Below are 14,739 nucleotides of genomic sequence, written 5' to 3'. Positions count from 1 at the left end.
AAAAAGTCCGGCAAGGGATGTACTGCCTCCTGGGTCCAGACGGCTTCGGGGAGATGCCACTGTGGATTTCGAGGTTCTGGGCTCCCTGCGCGTGCGCGGCGCAGAAGGGCCCGTCCGGCTGAGCGCCAAGCAACGGGCCGTGCTCAGTGTGCTGCTTCTCCATCCCAACGTCGTCGTCTCCACCGAGCGCCTGGTCGCCGCCGTCTGGGACGACCCGCCGCGCTCGGCGGTGGCCAACCTCCAGACGTACGTCTCCCAGCTGCGCCGCACCATGCGCGGCACCGCGCTCCACTTGCGCACGGAGCCTTCCGGGTACGCGTGCGAGCTGACGCCCGACCTGCTCGACCTGCTCGCGTTCGAGGAGTCCGTACGGCGGGCGCGGCGCGCGAGGCAGGCCGGCGAGCGCCAGGCCGCGGCGCGGGCCTACGAGGCGGCGGTGTCCCTGTGGCGGGGCAGCCCCGCGGAGGACGCCCGCCTGGGCAGCGTGATGGCGCCCAGGATCGCCGAGGTGGAGGAGCAGCTCCTGCTGGCCAGGTCCGAGTGGATCGACGTACGGCTGGAGCTCGGCGGCGAGGACCTGGTGGCCGAGCTGCGTACGCTGGTCGCCGCCCACCCGCTGCGCGAGCGGCTGTGGGCGCAGCTCATGCTGGCCCTGCACAAGAGCGGGCGGCGCAGCGAGGCGCTGGACGCCTTCCGCCAGGTCCGCGCGGTGCTGCGCACGGAGCTGGGCCTCGAGCCGGGCCGTGAGCTGGCCGAACTGCACGCCGCCCTGCTCGCCGGCGGCCCCGCGCCGGTCACCGGGCAGAGCGCCCCCGCCGCCCGCGCGCCGCTGTGCCGGCTCCCCGCCGACACCGCCGACTTCGTGGGCAGGCAGGCGGAGCTCGACGTGCTGCTGCCCGTGGCGCGGGCCAGGGCGGACCGGATGTCGCCGCCCATCGTGGTCGTCTCGGGACTGCCGGGCGTGGGCAAGACCACGCTCGCCGTGCACGCGGCGCACCTGTTACGCGCGGACTACCCCGACGGCCAGGTCTTCCTGCGGCTGGGCCGCGACGCGGCCGGCCCGCGCAGGCCCGGCGACCTGCTGGGCGAGCTGCTCAGGTCGCTGGGCGTGGACGGCACGTTGATCCCCGAGCCGCTGGAGGAGCGGGCGGGGCTGCTCCGGCAGCGCCTGGCCGACCTGGCGGTGCTCATCGTGCTCGACGACGCCCAGGACGAGACGCAGGTGCGCCACCTGCTACCGGGCACGGCGCGCTGCTGCGTGCTGGTGACCTCCAGGTCCCGGATGCCGGCCCTGGAAGGGGCCACCCGGTTGCCGCTGGACCTGCCGGGCGAGGACGACGCCCGGCTGCTGCTCGAGCGGGTGGCGGGCGACGTCCGGCTCGGGGCGGCGCCGGAGGCCGCCGAGGCGATCCTGCGGGCCTGCGGGATGCTGCCGCTGGCGATCAGGGTGGCGGGCGCCCGGCTGGCGATCCGCCCCTCCTGGCCGGTACGCGCGTTCGCCACCAGGCTCGAGGACCGGCGGCTCGACGAGCTGCTCGTGGGCGGGCTGGATGTGCGCGGCACGTTCTGGGAGAGCTACGTGGCACTGCCGGAGCCGGCGCGGCGGGCGTTCAGACTGCTCGGGCTGGCGGATCTGGGCAGCATCGCCGAGTGGTCGGCGGCGGCGCTGCTCGGCGTGCCGCCCATCGAAGCGGACGAGGCGCTGGAGACGCTGGTCGCCAGGGGGATGCTCGACGCTGGCGAGGTCGACGGGGCGGGCCAGCCGCGCTACCGGCTGCACGATCTGCTGCGGGTCTACGCGGGCGAGCGCGCCCAGGCCGAGGACGCTCCGGAGGCGCAGCGGGCGGCGCTGACCAGGCACGTGCGTGAGTGTTTACGCCGGCTCAGGGTTGCGACCAGCGACCTGCCCATCCCGACCGCGCCGCCGTATCCGCAGGCGGAGTCGCCGGACGAGGTGGGCGGCGGGCTGGGCATGGCGTGGCTGGCCGCGGAGCGCAGGACGCTCGTCCACAGCGTGTCGGCGGCCGTCGGCCTGGGGATGGCGGAGGAGGCGGCCGAGCTGGCGCACCATTTGTCGGCTTACCTGAGCCTCGAGGGGTTCTTCGACGACGTGGAGCGGGTGCAGCAGGTGGTGATCGCGGCGGCGCCCGGCGGGCGGACCGCGCTGCGGGCCGAGCTGCTGCTGGCGGGGGTGGCGCTGTCGCGTGGGACCTACGGGATGGCGGGGGCGCACTTCGGCCGGTTATATGGGGATTTTCAGAGAGTAGGGGACTCGCACGGCGCCGCGTACGCGCTGATCAACCGGGCCGCATGTCACCACGGGGCCGGGTTGTGGGAGGAAGGGCTGGACGACGCGTACCGGGCCATCGCCATGCTGGAGGAGCTGGGCGACACGGGCGGGCTCGACTACGCCTGGACGTGGCCGATCTGGATCCACATGGAGCTCGGCCGGTACGGCGAGGCGGTGCGGCTCTGCCAGGAGCGGCTGGCCAAGGCGAGGGAGGACCGGCGGGTGCGCGGCGACCTGCTGCGTGCCCTGGGCACCGCCTCCTACCTGCGTGGCGAGGTGGCCGAGGCGGTGCGGTGCTACCAGGAGAGCCTGCTGATCAGCGAGGACATCGGGGACCGGGTCGCGGCGAGCAAGGTGCTGCGCAGGCTCGGCGAGGCGCTGGGCGCGCTCGGCCGGTTCGACGAGGCCGTCGACGCGCTCGTCCGGGCGCGGTCGCTGTTCCGCGAGTGCGGGGACGGGCTGGGGGAGGCGCTGGCCACGTACGCGCTGGGCGAGGTGCGGCTGCGGCAGGGGCGCGCGGAGGAGGCGCTCGCCCTGCTGGGCACCGCACATGACGCACTCGGGCCCGACGGGCCGCCCGCGTGGCGGGCCCGCGTGCTGCGGGAGCTCGGGCGGGCGCACGCCGAGCTGGGGGAGCACGAGAGCGCGACCGCGGCGTGGCGCGAGTCGATCAAGTTGTTCGAGAGCGGACCGGAGAGCGCGCAGGTCGAGGGCTACCTGGCCGGTTGATGCCGGATGACCGGCACGGCCTCCACACCCGACCGCCGCGCCGCCTGCCTCGCCCGGCCCGGTGTCGGCCCCTCGCCGACGACCCGGCCGTCCGCCAGCGCCACCCACACCCCTTCGGGGATCGTGTCGCCGAGCGCCTGATCCACCTGCGGGCGCGACGGCGCCGGCGCGGGCCGGCGGCGCCAGAAGAGCCACTGCGCGACGATGAGCGGGCCGAGCGTGGTCAGCAGCGGCACCGCGCCGCTCCCGGACAGGATGGCCGTGGCCATCACGACCAGCAGCGCGGCGTCGATCCCGGCCGCCGTCCAGCCGGCGCGCTTGCCGTACCGCCTGTACGCCACGAGCGGCCACAGCGTGAGCATGAGGCAGTCGCCCAGCCCGACGATCGAGGGGTCGGCGCCGTAACACGTGGCCAGCACGGGCGCGAACGGCAGCCCGTCGAGCCGCGCCACGAAGTCCATGGTGAGCGAGCTGAGCCCGGTGGCGAGCGTGTCGTAGCAGGTCAGGGCGGCGGCCAGGGCCGCCACCTGGGCCGGGGTGATGGCCGTCTGGACCCACAGGTTGACCACGCCGGTGACCAGCACGATCACCGCCACGTCGTTAAGCAGGAGGACGCCCGGCTCCCATCCGGCGAAGTACGCGGCCACGTCGCCGCCGATCAGCAGCGCCGCCGCCAGCGCCGCCACCCGCCCGCCGAGCACCGGCGCCAGCGTGAGCTGCGCCAACGTGAACACCACGATGCCGAAGATCGTCACGACGATGCCGACGGGGATGTGCAGGTACGCGAACGGCATCGCCACCAGCGCCACGACCATGATCGCGATGTCGACCCCGACGAACTTGCCGACCGGCGGGCGCGGGATCTCGTACCGGGACAGGAAGAGGGCCGCCAGCGCGACGGTCAGCACGATGAGCGCGTTCAGGGCCAGGACGTGCGCGGTCATCTGACTCCGATCGAGAGGGGAGCGGCGTGCTCGAAGCTCTGCTCGATCAGGTCCGCCCGGACGTGGCAGGGGTGCGGCAGGTCGTCTGGGGTCTCGACCAGCTTGATGCCCTTGATCTTCAACGCCCCGGCGCGCTCCTCCAGCCTGCCGAGCAGCACCGGATCGTCCTTGCCCGACACCACGTGCAGGACGCCGTCCTCGACCGCGAACCTGGTCGGCAGCGGCACCGCGGCCTCCGCCTGCAGCAGGTCCAGCACGTCACGGGTGGTCACCTCGGCGTCGACGGCGCGTCCCAGGATGCGGGAGGTCGCCGGGATCGCCGCCATCGAGCACGTGGGCGGCTCGGGCAGCGTCCTGACCAGGTCGCCGGTGACGTACCTGAGCAGCAGCGTGGTGTCACGGAAGGTGGAGTACGGGGTGATGACCAGCACGCCGGGCGCGTCCGGCCCGGCGGGCTCCATGGTGACCGGGTCGAGCACCTCGACCAGGCCCTGGTCAGTGGGGAGATGCAGGTGACCGTCCGCGCACACCCGCCCGGCGACGGGCGCGACCTCGGTCATGGAGTAGCCGTCGAAGACCTTGGCCCCCAGGGCCTCTTCCGCGCGCAGGCGCAGCGCGTCGGTGAGCACCTCGCCGCCGGACGTGATCTCGACCAGTCCAAAGTCTCGCGGGCTCCAGCCGCCCCGCTCGGCCTCCTGGACCAGCGCGGCGAGGTAGGAGGCGGTCACGTTCAGGTGCGTGATCAGCGGCTGCTTGCCGGGGACGTGCAGCGGAGTGGCCAGCCGGTCGAGGGTGGCGCGCGGGTCGATCATGCCGAGGTGCACGAATCCCGCGCCCGTCATGGGCACCGCCCGCTCGGCCACGATCTGGGCGATGGAGCGGGAGCTGATGGCGTTGGCCCACACGTGCTCGGAGCGCAGACCGCCGTTCAGCATGGCGGCGAGCGCGGCCATGTACGACATCAGCTCGATCTCGTACGCGGAGAACCACACGAGCGTGGGGCTGCCGGTCGTGCCGGTGGTGTGCGCGAGCACGGCGGGACGGGCCAGGTCGGAGACGAACGCGGCGGACATGCCGCGCAGTGCCTGCTTCGGGGTGGGCGGGATGCCGGCCAGGTCGTCCGCCTCGAGGCGGCGGTAGTACGGGACCTCCGCCTTGGCATGCTTGATCGTCCGGCGCAGGCGCCGTTTCGTGAGGTCTTCCTGGATCTCCGGATCGGCGGCCGCCAGCATGTCCTCGGAGCCCTCACCGGGCGAGCCGAAGGCCTCCATGGTCGCCCGCGTGTCCTCCACCAGGGCCCGCACGTCCCGGATCCGGAACCGCCGGCCCGACATCATCGACCACGCGTATCCCAGTTGCCGCACCGCTGTGCCGAACACGCCTCGCCCTCCTGTCGCGATGGAGCTGTGCGTCCCCCAGGCCCGGAGTGCCTGGGGGACACCGGGTGTCAGCCGTTGAGGACGAACACCGCGGTCGACAGGGTGCTGACGGCGTACTTGGCGTACCGGCGAACGGTCTTGACCATGGGACTCTCCCTCTTCGTTCGGGGACAGAGGGCTTTGTGGCCCTCTGCCGGTAAACGATCAGCCCGGGTCCTACAAACCGGCTACAGAGCCGGTACACGCCTGCGCCGGCGGAGGAACAGGCCGGTGGCGGAGGAGACGATGAGCAGGAAGCCCGCTCCCACCAGCACCCGTCCGTCAGGTCCGGCCTCGCCCCCGCCTCCCGTCTCCGCTGCTCCCGCGGGGGTCCTGGTGGTGGTGGACGTCGGCTGGGGACCCGTGCTCTCTTCGTCGCCGGTGTCGTCGCCGGTGTCGTCGCCGGTGTCATTGCTGGTGTCGTCGCTGGTGTCAGGGCTGGGACTGGTCGACTGTCCGGTTCCGGGGATGGTGAGGGGGTACTTCTGCCGGGCGCTTTCGTTCTGGACCGCGCAATCGATCACGCGCTCGTTGGGCCGGGGGCCGAAGTTGATGGACGCCGCGCGCACGGTGCCGGTGCCCGGGTTGTTCGGCGTCGTCCTCATCTCGACCGTCGTCGTGGGGAGCGGGATCGGATCTCCTGGGATGATCGTCCCGATCGGGGCCACTCCGGTGGCCGACGTGAGCCGGTCGATGTCGCTGATGCCCGCATACGCGTACAGATTGAGCTCGCCCTCCAGGCCCGTGGTGGGGGCGAGCAGCTCGAAGCCGTCGACGTAGGAGCCGCGCCAGCCGATGGTCATCTCCTTGCCCACCTCGGCGTCCGTGGGCACGGTCAGCTCGACATTGACCTTGATGTTCTGCGTTTGGCCCGTGCTGGTAAAGGTGCACTCGTACTCCAGGACGTCGGCCCGGGCGGCGGCCGAGGAGAGTAAGAGGGCGGTGGCTGGGACGAGCAGCAGAACACGCACGTTGGCTCCCTTGCGACGGATGAGGTCCATGAGTAGACGGGCCACGGATGCGCTGAGTTGACCTCGCGCGTCCGCCGGTCATGATCTACGCGAGTTCTCCCACTCCAGCGCACCCTTGACGACCTGAGGACGCCAGCCGCGGATCGGCTTGCCCGTTTCCAGCGATCTCGCCGTCGCCTTGAGCAGGGCGAGGTAGGAGGGCCAGACCACGTCCCCCTCCAGGGTCAGTCCGTTCTCGTTGTAGAACTCTCCCGTCTTGCCGGTATCAGGGTCGATGAACAGGTTTCCGCCGTCATGAGCGTCGGCGAAGGGAATGAGACGGCCGTGCCACCAGCCGCCCCCGCTTTCGGGATCCTCCAGCACGATGTCGCAGAGGATCTTCCAGTCCGAGCGGATGTCCTTGGCCGACATCAGGTCGTAGAAGGGGGCGGGGCCGAAGCCCCCGTAGCCGCTGCCGTTGTGGCGGAGCAGGGAGGCACGCAGGTCGTCGGGGAAGCGCGCCCCGATCGCGGCCTCTGTCCTGGCGATCGACTGGGGAGTGGCCGCCGGCTGGAGCGATTTGTACGTGGCGGGCGCCCGGCGGGCGAGCCAGCGTTCGATGCGCCGCCAGACCGCGTTGACCTCGGCGGTGACCTGGGCGGACGGGAAGCGGATCACGGGGGTGCGGCGGGCGGGGCGGCAACCGGTGGCCCGGATCTCCTCGGCCGTGGGCGGCTGCGGCGTCGGTGAGGGGGTGGGGGTCGGCGTGGGGCGTGGGCCGCCTGCGCATCCCGTGGGCAGGGTGGCGGGTTGCCCGGCCCAGACCAGCTCGCAGGCCCGGGTGACCGTGGGATACCAGTCGCGTAGTGCGGTGCCGCTCTCCAACGCTCCCGCCAAGGCCTCCAGCAGGGCCACGTGGGACGGCCAGCCCATCGGGCCGTCGTACCGCAGCCGCTCGTCGAACTCGGCCTCGCCCACTCGGCCGGTGCGGGGGTTGACGAAGAGCTCCTTGCCGTGGCCGGTGGAACCGATGGCCAGCAGGCTGCCGTGCCAGATCCCGTCCTCCGGGTCGGCCGCGTCCAGGTCCCCGTTGATCACCAGGTCGTGACAGTTGCCCCAGTTGATGTAGTCGATGCCGAACAGCTCCAGGAGCCCGTACGCGCCGGGAAGCTGGAACCCGGCGCCCAGGTTCCCGTCGGCCCCGTCGTGACGCTGGTAGGAGACGTACAGATCGTCGGGCAGCCGGCGCTGGTGGGTGCTCTCCCAGCGGGCCAGGTCCTGCGGCTCGGCGCCGAACTTGAGCTTGCGCAAGGTGGCCGAGGCGTGGGCGCCCAGCCAGCGTTCGATGCGGTCCCACGCCCGGTTGACGCGGGCGGCGACGGCCGCGTCGGGGGTGCGCACGGGGTAGGTCGGCTCGATGGACGGCAACCTGATCGCAGGCTCCGGTGCCGCGTCTTCCCAGACGACCGGAGGGCAGCCGATGGCCTGTGCTTGGGAGGGCGTGAGCGCCCGAGCCCTCAGCTCGGCTTCGAACTCGGGGTCGCCACAGGACACCTTCGTCTCGTAGCCGCCCAAGTACGTACAGGCGAAGTACTCGACCCTCCCCGGCGCGGCGGCGGAGAGCCCGCCGAGCAGCAGGACGGCCGCGAGCCCGAGCCTCAGGGGACGTAAGCCGATCATGCGGCGCAACCTTACGCCACCGCTCCGACAAGCCTGCTCGCCGGCGGCTACACCGCGAACACCTGCGAGTCGTCGGCGAACGCCTTGAACTCCAGCGCGTTGCCCGCCGGGTCGAGCAGGAACATCGTCCACTGCTCGCCCGGCAACCCCTCGAAGCGCAGGTACGGCTCGATGACGAATGCCGTGCCCGCCTCGCGGAAGCGGTCCGCCAGTTCGTGGAACTCCGGGATCGTCAGGATGAGTCCGAAATGGGGGACGGGAACGTCGTGGCCGTCCACCGGGTTGTGCACCCGCTTGGAAGGGGCGGGCGCGAGGTGGGTGACGAACTGATGGCCGTGCAGGTTCCAGTCGATCCAGGTGTCCGAGCTGCGGCCCTGGGCGCAGCCGACGAGGTCGCCGTAGAACCGGCGGGCCGCGTCCAGGTCGTCGACGGGCATGGCCAGATGGAACCGGGGGAGCGGGGCGTCCGTCATTGGAGGCTCTTTCCGTAGGTATGCGGCTGAACCACCACTAACTACCCGGGCACGGTCGTCGCGGAACCGGTCTACCAGCCCTCGCCCCAGCTCTCGCTGTTGCTGCAGATCTTCACCGCGACGCTCTTCCGGAAACTCTTGGGGGTGACCACCTCGAAGACGATGTTGTACGTGCCTTCGCCCTTCCACGTGATGGACGGAAGCAGGGGCTTCGACGACGGCGTGCCCTGCTGCCTGCCCTGGTTCTGGCCGTTGACCAGCCACCGGTAGCTGTAGGTGCCCGTTGCCGCGACCTTGGCCCAGATGTTCATGTCGTTGCGCCAGCAGTCGCCCACCTTGTCGCCCTCGTAGGTGAAGGCCACCGACGTCACGCCCCCCGAGCCGCCGCTGGTCGCGGTCGGTTTGGCGGTGGTGGGCCTCGTGGTGGGCCTCGACGTGGGCTTTCCGGTGGGCTCCGTCGTGGGGTGGGTGGTTGCGCTGGTCTTGGGGGCCTTCGGGGTCTTCGTGGTCTTGGTGGGGCGGGGCTTGGAGGTCGGGTGCGGGCTTTTGGTGGCCTTCGTCGTCCCAGTGGCGGGGGCGGAGGGAGTAGGGGTCGGGGTTGTGACGATGGCGGCGGTGGTGGTCCGGCCGGGCCATATGGGTGACCAGAGCCAGGCCGCCGCCACGGCACCGGCCACGACGACCGCGGCTCCGCCGGCCAGCAGGGCCGTTGTTCGCCTGTTGCCGGGATTCGCTCGAACGGGTCCGGTCTGGAGGTGGTGGACCGGAGGCTGCCGCGGATGCCCGGGACCGACGCCCGGCCCGGGGAAGGGCGCGTGCGAAGGGCCGCCCGGGAAGGGCGCGTGCGAAGGGCCGCCCGGGAAGGAGGCGTGCGGAGGACCGCCCGGGAATGCCACGTGCCCGGGTCCGCGGCCCGGGGCTGGGGGTGGAGGTGTCTGGCCGCCGATGAGCCGGAAGAGGACGTCCTGCATGGCCGGGCGAGCTGCGGGGTCCTTGGCGAGGCACGCGTACACGATCGAGCGCAGCGGCTCGGGCACCCCGTCGAGGCGCGGCTCCTCGTACTGGATCCGCCTGAGCACCGCGGGCACGGAGTCGTTGCCGAACGGCGGGGCGCCGGTGGCCGCGTACACCATGACGGCCCCCCACGCGAACACGTCCACCGCCGGGCCGGCGGCGGCCCCCATGAACTGCTCGGGCGCCATGTACGCGGGCGTCCCCACGATGCTGCTGGTACGGGTCAGCGAGGCATCCATCGCCCGGGCGATGCCGAAGTCGATGACGCGCGGCCCGTCCCGCCCGAGCAGGACGTTGGCGGGCTTGAAGTCCCGGTGGACGACGCCCGCGCGGTGGACGGCGGCCAGCGCCGTGGCCGTCGCGACCGCCAGTCGCTGCAGGTCGGCCCCGGCGTGGAGGCCCGCGTTCTGGAGCGAGGGGCCGTCGACGTACTCGGTCACGATGTACGGCCGTGCGCCCAGGGAGGCGTCCAGTACCTGCGCGATGCAGAACGGCTCGACCCGGCGCGCGGCCGCGATCTCCTTGGCGAACCGGCCGTCACCGGGCAGCCCCTCGCGCAGCACCTTGACGGCGACCCGGGTGCCGTCGGGGGCGGTGGCCAGGTAGACCACACCTTGGCCACCCTCGCCGAGCTGCCTGACCACCCGGTACGGGCCGATGGCCTCCAACGTCATGAGTTTTCTATGTCGCAGACGTTGAACGAGACGCTCTTCTGCGTCACGGACGGCGCGGTGACCTTGAGGGTGACGGTGTGGCGCCCGGCCTTGAGCATGTACATCCCGGACGAAATGAACGCGGTGTATTGGTCCTTCGGCACCCACGACCTGTCTCGCGCGATCGTCCTGCCGTCGACCAGCCAGGCGGCGGAGACCCACACCTCACGCCGGGTCGACTCCACATTCGTCTGGAAGTGCACCGGCGGCATGTAGCAGCCCTCGGCGTGGTTCTGGCCGGGACCGCCGGACAGCTCGATCGCGAGGATGCTGGCCCTGGCGGTCGTGGCCGGTCTCTTGGTGGTGCGGGTAGCGGTGGGGGTCTTGGTCGGGGTCTTGGTCGGGGTCTTGCTCGGGCGCGCCGTGGTGACCTTGGGGGTGGGGGTGGCCGAGGGCGTGGGAGTGGTCTTCGGAGTGGTCTTTCGCGCGGTGGGCGTATGGGTGGGCTTGCGGGTCTTCCGCGGCGGGGGCGTCGTGGCCGGGTTTTTCGTGGTCCGGGTGGCGGAGGGGCTCGTGGAATCGGCGGCGAGGGACGCCGAGGTGGCCGGGTTCGACCAGGGGGCCAGCCAGACGACGCCGCCGACGAGCGACACCACCACGACACTCGACACGCCGACCGCCACCGGAATGCCGATCTGCCGGCCACCCGCCGCCCGAGCCCGCCGCCCCGGCCCTCGCCCCGCCCCAGGGACCGGCCCGTGGCCCGGCATCGGCCCGTGGCCCGGTGTCGGTGCCTGACCCGGCATCGGTCCGTGGCCGGGTGCCGATCCGTGGCCGGGCACCGGCCCAAGCCCCTGACCCGGCATCGGTCCGTGGCCGGGTGCCGATCCGTGGCCATACATTCGCTCAGCTCCGTACCCAGCCCCAGCCCCCGGCCGCGGTCCGAAGAGTCCTTGCGCCTGTGCCTGTGCCTGGAAGTCCTGGTGGTACGGGGGAGGGCTCGGGACCGCGGAGTTCTGCCCGCTCAACAGCCGCAGGATCACGTCCCGCATGGTCGGCCGGGCACCGGGATCCTTGGCGAGGCAGTCGTACACGATCGACCGCAACGGTTGCGCCAGGTCACCGAGCTGCGGTTCGTTGTGCAGGATGCGGTTGATGATGGCAGGCAACGTGTCCTGCCCGAACGGCGGCGTCTCGTTGGCCGCCCACGCCATGACCGACGCCCAGGCGAACACGTCGGTGGGCGGCCCCACCGGCTGCCCTGCCAACTGCTCGGGAGCCATGTACGCAGGCGTGCCGACGATGCTGCTGGTGTGCGTGACGGCGTCGTCCATGGCCCGGGCGATGCCGAAGTCGATGACGCGCGGCCCGCCGGGGCCGAGCAGCACGTTCGCGGGCTTGAAGTCCCGATGCACGATGCCCGCCTGATGGATGGCGGCCAGCGCGGTGGCCGTCGCGACCGCCAGCCGCTGCAGGTCCGCCCCGCTGTGGCGACCTGCCTGCTGCAGGGAGGGCCCGTCGACGTACTCGGTCACGATGTACGGCCGTTCGCCCAGCGAGACGTCCAGCACCTGCGCGATGCAGAACGGCTCCACCCGCCGCGCGGCCGCGATCTCCTTCGCCAGCCTGTCGTCGAAACCCGCGCCCTCGCGCAGCAGCTTGACCGCCACACGCTGCCCGTCGGGCGTCTGCCCGAGGTAGACGGTCCCCTGGCCGCCCGCTCCCAGCCGGCCGAGCAAGCGATATGCGCCTAACGCCGCTGGGTCATCCTCCCGGAGCGGTTCGACATGCGCCATGAGAGAAGTGACTCCTGAGACGGGGGCGGGTGATCTTTACGTACCATAGCGACTGCAATACGGATTTGTAGTGATGTTCCGCTGTCGTCGAAAACCTTTCGGTTGCCGCAATATGTGGCCCAGTTGGCGAGACGTACGGGGCCAGACCCAGGTCAACGACGCTGCAAAGCGAGCAACTCTGAGACCGTGACGAATCGGTATCCCTGGTCACGGAGGCCAGTGATCAGGCCTTTGACGGCCTCGCGAGTGTTCCGCCCATTGGCATACCAGGGGTGGAGCAAGATGATCGACCCTGGCCTGGTCTCCTCGCGCACAGTCGCGACGATCTCGGTGGCGGTTGGAGTCTTGCCCGAGTCCGGTTCCACATCCCACATCACCGTGCGCCTCTGGTTGTCGGCCAGATACAGCGGTAGCAGCAGCAATTTCTTGCCCGTCGGCGGACGGAACAGGATCTCGCCGCGCTGCCCCGCCCTCCGGATGGCCGCGTCGGTGCGTTCAACCTCACTCGCCACGGTGGCGGGCGAAACGAAGACCATTCGCCGATGGGTGTAGGTGTGGTTGGCGAGCTGATGGCCGGCGGCGACCAGCGCCCGCGCGTCCTGCGGCCGGGCCTCGACCTGTGCGCCGATGACGAAGAACGTCGCGCGAACGCGCTGCTCGGCGAGGATGTCGATGATCTCGGGGGTGTTCTCGTCAGGGCCGTCGTCGAAGGTCAGGGCAACGACCTTCTCATCGGTCGCCACACGGTCGGTCAGTTCTCCCGCCAGTTGGAAGGTCCGGGCGTTCATCAGCTGATACAGGCCCATCGCGCCAAGGAGAAGGATGGCGAGAGGGGCCACGAGAAGCTTGATCCATCTTTTCCGCACAGTCGTTTCGGCTGCGTTCATGGATGATCATGGAATCACAATCTCCGCGTTGCTCCGCCCAAGAGTCACTGAGTGGGGCGCGGCAGCGACGCGGTCACGATCAGGCCGCCGCCCTCCCGCGGCTGCGCTCTGACGTCCCCGCCGTGCGCGACCGCCACCGACCGTACGATCGACAGCCCCAGCCCCGCGCTCCTCGCCGTGACCACGCGCTCGGCCCCGTGCCGGTGGAACGGCTTGAACAGCAGCGGGATGTCGTACGGCGGCACACTCGGGCCGGTGTTGCTGACCTCGACTTCCACCTTCCCGTCGGACACGGTGCGGCTCGCCACGCGCACCCACCCGGTCCCGTCGTCCACGTTGTGCCGGATGCCGTTCTCGACGAGGTTGTGCACCAGCCGTTCAAGCAGCAGCGCGTCCCCGGTGGTGGGCGCCTGGGCGGTGACCTCGTACACGGTGACCTTCGCCTCGTGAGCGTCCCCGGCGGTCTGCGCGACCACGTGCGTCACCACGTCCGCCAGGTCCACCGGCGAGCGGTCCGCGATCTCCTGTTCGGAGCGGGCCAGCAGGAGGAGGCCGGAGATGAGCCGTTCGTGGCGGGCGTTGATCTCCAGCAGGCTCTCGCCCAGCTCCTTGATCTCGGGAGGGGCCGTACGGCGGTGCATGGCCAGCTCGACCAGCGCCCGGTTCAGGGTCAGCGGCGTACGCAGCTCGTGCGAGGCGTTCGCCACGAACCTGCGCTGCCCGTCGAAGGACTGGTCCAGCCGCTCGACCATGGTGTCGAACGTGTCGGCGAGCTGCTTGACCTCGTCATCGGGTCCTTCCAGCGCGATCCGCTCGTGCAGCCCGCGCTCGGCCATGGGGGCGGCCGCGATCCTGCGCGCCGTGTCGGTCACCCGGTGCAGCGGGGCCAGCGCCCGGCCCGCGACCACCCAGCCGAGCCCCAGCGCAGCGCCGCCGACCACGACCAGCGCGATCGCGCCCTGCGCGATCAGCGACGTGACGGCCGCGCTGCGCAGCTCTTCCTCCTGCTGGCGCAGCCACTCCACCGCGGCGTCGCCGGTGACCACGACGCCGTCCCGGGCCAGGAGCAGCTTCTTCATCCTGCCGGGCTCGGGCTCGAACCGGCTCTCGAACGACTGTGTCAGCTGCTGGTTGAACAGGAGATAGGTGACGCCGAGCAGGGTGAGCCCGGCGACCAGGAAGAGGCCCCCGTACATCAGCGTGAGGCGCAGCCGGAGGGTCATGCGATCCGGTACCCCACCCCCGGCACGGTCTCCACGACCGGCGGGTCGGCGAGCTTGCGGCGCAGCTTGAGAATGGTGAGCCGGACCGCCCCGGTGAACGGGTCCGCGTTCTCGTCCCACGCCTTCTCCAGCAGCTGCTCGGCCGAGACGACGCTCCCGTTCGCCCGCAGCAGCTCGGCCAGCACCGCGAACTCCTTCTTCGACAGCGGCACGAACCGCCCGTTCCTGAACACCTCCCTGCGCGCCGGGTCGAGCGTGATCCCGGCCCGCCGCAGCACGGGCGGGACGGCTGGGCGCGAGCGCCGCCCCAGGGCCAGCACGCGGGCGGCCAGCTCGGGGAAGGCGAACGGCTTCGTCAGGTAGTCGTCGGCTCCCAGGGACAGGCCGGTCACCCGGTCGTCGAGCTGGGCGGCGGCCGTCAGCATCAGCACCCGCGCGTCCCGCTCCGACTCGACCAGCTCCCTGCACACCTCGTCGCCGTGCACCCGCGGCAGGTCCCGGTCCAGCACGACCACGTCGTAGTCGTTGACGGCGATCCGTTCCAGCGCCGCCTCGCCGTCGTGCGCCAGATCGACCGCGTGGGTCTCCTCACGCAGCCACTCGGCAATCGCGTCGGCGAGCAGCCGCTCGTCCTCAACCACCAGCACCCGCATGGCGCACCTTTCATTCGCTTACGGAGCTG

11 protein-coding genes are annotated in these 14,739 nt (G+C 71.5%); 1 reads left to right on the top strand and 10 read right to left on the bottom strand.

All coding sequences use genetic code 11. The features are described from left to right. Positions 1-61 precede the first annotated feature (61 nt). A complete protein-coding gene (locus tag ACIBVN_RS15905) occupies positions 62-3,019 on the top strand; it encodes an AfsR/SARP family transcriptional regulator (protein ID WP_397136856.1) in 2,958 nt (985 codons plus the stop codon). On the opposite strand, the gene ACIBVN_RS15900 is transcribed toward ACIBVN_RS15905, so the two are convergent. From ACIBVN_RS15900 to ACIBVN_RS15855, 10 genes are all read right to left on the bottom strand, one after another. Continuing rightward, positions 3,004-3,963 carry a hypothetical protein gene (locus ACIBVN_RS15900; protein ID WP_397136854.1) on the bottom strand — a complete coding sequence of 320 codons (960 nt, stop codon included), beginning with the start codon at positions 3,961-3,963 and terminating at the stop codon, positions 3,004-3,006. The two genes, ACIBVN_RS15905 and ACIBVN_RS15900, sit on opposite strands and share 16 nt — an antisense overlap. Then, positions 3,960-5,342, bottom strand: coding sequence for a phenylacetate--CoA ligase family protein (locus tag ACIBVN_RS15895; RefSeq protein WP_397136852.1), 1,383 nt, complete (start codon positions 5,340-5,342; stop codon positions 3,960-3,962). Before ACIBVN_RS15895 ends, ACIBVN_RS15900 begins: the two co-directional genes overlap by 4 nt. 227 nt (positions 5,343-5,569) lie before the next feature. Beyond that, a complete protein-coding gene (locus tag ACIBVN_RS15890; RefSeq protein ID WP_397136850.1) occupies positions 5,570-6,352 on the bottom strand; it encodes a hypothetical protein in 783 nt (260 codons plus the stop codon). Between the two features lie 78 nt (positions 6,353-6,430). Further along, positions 6,431-8,011, bottom strand: a complete 1,581-nt coding sequence (locus ACIBVN_RS15885) for an SMI1/KNR4 family protein (RefSeq protein ID WP_397136848.1) — start codon at positions 8,009-8,011, stop codon at positions 6,431-6,433. Between the two features lie 47 nt (positions 8,012-8,058). Next, positions 8,059-8,484, bottom strand: coding sequence for a VOC family protein (locus ACIBVN_RS15880; RefSeq protein ID WP_397136846.1), 426 nt, complete (start codon positions 8,482-8,484; stop codon positions 8,059-8,061). Between the two features lie 71 nt (positions 8,485-8,555). After that, complete coding sequence (locus tag ACIBVN_RS15875; RefSeq protein WP_397136844.1) at positions 8,556-10,172, bottom strand: serine/threonine protein kinase; 1,617 nt, start codon at positions 10,170-10,172, stop codon at positions 8,556-8,558. Beyond that, positions 10,169-11,890: a protein kinase gene (locus tag ACIBVN_RS15870; protein WP_397136842.1), complete on the bottom strand. Its 1,722-nt coding sequence runs from the start codon at positions 11,888-11,890 to the stop codon at positions 10,169-10,171. Before ACIBVN_RS15870 ends, ACIBVN_RS15875 begins: the two co-directional genes overlap by 4 nt. Positions 11,891-12,099: 209 nt before the next feature. Continuing rightward, positions 12,100-12,834, bottom strand: coding sequence for a polysaccharide deacetylase family protein (locus tag ACIBVN_RS15865; RefSeq protein WP_397136840.1), 735 nt, complete (start codon positions 12,832-12,834; stop codon positions 12,100-12,102). A gap of 44 nt (positions 12,835-12,878) precedes the next feature. Continuing rightward, positions 12,879-14,057: a sensor histidine kinase gene (locus ACIBVN_RS15860; protein WP_397136838.1), complete on the bottom strand. Its 1,179-nt coding sequence runs from the start codon at positions 14,055-14,057 to the stop codon at positions 12,879-12,881. Beyond that, entirely contained in the window at positions 14,054-14,710 is a 657-nt protein-coding gene (locus ACIBVN_RS15855) for a response regulator transcription factor (protein ID WP_397136836.1), read from the bottom strand. The genes ACIBVN_RS15860 and ACIBVN_RS15855 overlap by 4 nt, the downstream gene beginning before the upstream one ends. Between the last annotated feature and the right edge of the window lie 29 nt (positions 14,711-14,739).

It is taken from the genome of Nonomuraea sp. NPDC049400 (assembly GCF_044466425.1).
Taxonomy (GTDB): Bacteria; Actinomycetota; Actinomycetes; order Streptosporangiales; family Streptosporangiaceae; genus Nonomuraea.
The sequence above is the reverse complement of the archived record's forward strand: the minus strand, read 5'-3'. Positions and strand labels throughout refer to the sequence as shown.

Bases quoted from the DNA above. Each gene is read 5' to 3' on its own strand.
- ACIBVN_RS15900 (WP_397136854.1), bottom strand. From the start codon at position 3,963: ATGACCGCGCACGTCCTGGCCCTGAACGCGCTCATCGTGCTGACCGTC.
- ACIBVN_RS15875 (WP_397136844.1), bottom strand. From the start codon at position 10,172: ATGACGTTGGAGGCCATCGGCCCGTACCGGGTGGTCAGGCAGCTCGGC.
- ACIBVN_RS15880 (WP_397136846.1), bottom strand. From the start codon at position 8,484: ATGACGGACGCCCCGCTCCCCCGGTTCCATCTGGCCATGCCCGTCGAC.
- ACIBVN_RS15860 (WP_397136838.1), bottom strand. From the start codon at position 14,057: ATGACCCTCCGGCTGCGCCTCACGCTGATGTACGGGGGCCTCTTCCTG.
- ACIBVN_RS15885 (WP_397136848.1), bottom strand. From the start codon at position 8,011: ATGATCGGCTTACGTCCCCTGAGGCTCGGGCTCGCGGCCGTCCTGCTG.
- ACIBVN_RS15855 (WP_397136836.1), bottom strand. From the start codon at position 14,710: ATGCGGGTGCTGGTGGTTGAGGACGAGCGGCTGCTCGCCGACGCGATT.
- ACIBVN_RS15865 (WP_397136840.1), bottom strand. From the start codon at position 12,834: ATGAACGCAGCCGAAACGACTGTGCGGAAAAGATGGATCAAGCTTCTC.